Annotated in this window: 1 protein-coding gene; it reads right to left on the bottom strand. The window is 68.9% G+C overall.

Annotated elements, in window-relative coordinates:
* Nucleotides 1–1,349, bottom strand: a 1,349-nt coding sequence (locus tag LQV45_RS32945) for a thiamine pyrophosphate-dependent enzyme (RefSeq protein ID WP_230011866.1), incomplete at both ends; no start/stop codon positions are given.

The raw sequence follows: 1,349 nt of genomic DNA, 5'->3' as shown, positions 1-1,349 counted from the left end.
GCCCAGGACCTGCGCGCCCTTGATCTTCGGCGGGAGGGACAGCGCCTTGGGGTCCGTGATGAGCTCCACCAGCGACGGGCCGGGGTGGGCGAAGGCTTCCCGGTACGCGGCCTCGATGCGGGACGGATCCGTGACGCGCTCGGCGTGGAAGCCCAGGGCCCGGGCAACGTCCGCGTAGTTGGCGTCCGGGACGTCGACGCCGAAGTCCGGGAGCCCGTCCACCAGCATTTCGAGTTTCACCATGCCCAGGGTGGAGTTGTTGAAGACCACCACGTTCACGGGCAGCCGGTGCGCGGCGACCGTAATGAGCTCGCCCAGCAGCATCGACAGGCCGCCGTCGCCGGAGACCGAAACCACCTGCCGGCCGGGGTATGCCAGCTGGGCGCCGATCGCGTGCGGCAGCGCGTTGGCCATGGACCCGTGCAGGTACGAGCCGATCAGCCGGCGGGTGCCCAGCGGGTTGATGTACCGGGCGGTCCAGACATTGCACATGCCGGTGTCCGCCGTGAAAATCGCGTCCCTCGCCGCCACCTGGTCCAGCAGCGAGGCCGCATATTCCGGGTGGATCGGCTGTTTCGTCCCGACGTTGCGGGTATACGCCCCCACGGCCTTTTTCATGCGCCGGTCCTGCCTCTTCAGCATCGCATCCAGGAAACGGCGGCTCTTCTTGGCCGTGACCAACGGCATGAGGGCGGCAAGGGTGGGGAGGACGTCGCCGTGCACTGCGACGTCGACGTCGGTCCGCCGCCCCAGTTTGTGCGCGGCCCGGTCCACCTGCGCCGTCCGGGTTCCGGGAAGGAACTGGTCGTACGGGAAGTCCGTGCCCAGCAGGATCAGCAGGTCCGCGTCCTCGATGCCCTCGGCCGCGGCGCCGTAACCCAGCAGCCCGGTCATGCCGATGTCATAGGCGTTGTCGTACTGCATGAAGTCTTTGCCGCGGAGGCTGTGGCCGATCGGCGCCGCGATCAGCCCGGCGAGCGCAATCACCTCGTCGTGCGCGCCCTCGACGCCGGCACCGGCAAAGATGGCCACCTTGCCGGCGGCGTTGATGGCGTCGGCCAGTTCCTGCACACTCGCGGGGTCCGGCATCAGCGTTGCCGGCCGGAAGGTCGCCGGGGCCGGCGTTTCGGCCGTCGCCTCCAGACCGGCGATGTCACCGGGAAGGGTCACGACGGCGACGCCCCTGAGGCCGACGGCGTGCTGGATGGCGCTGTGCATGACGCGGGGCGCCTGCTCCGCGGTGCTGATCAGCTCGGAGTAGACCGAGCACTCGTTGAAGAGCCGGTCGGGGTGGGTTTCCTGGAAGAAACTGCTGCCGATCTGCTTGCTGGGAATGTGCGAGGCGATGG

The organism is Microbacterium sp. Bi128, assembly GCF_918698205.1.
This window is presented reverse-complemented; position numbering and strand designations above follow the sequence as displayed.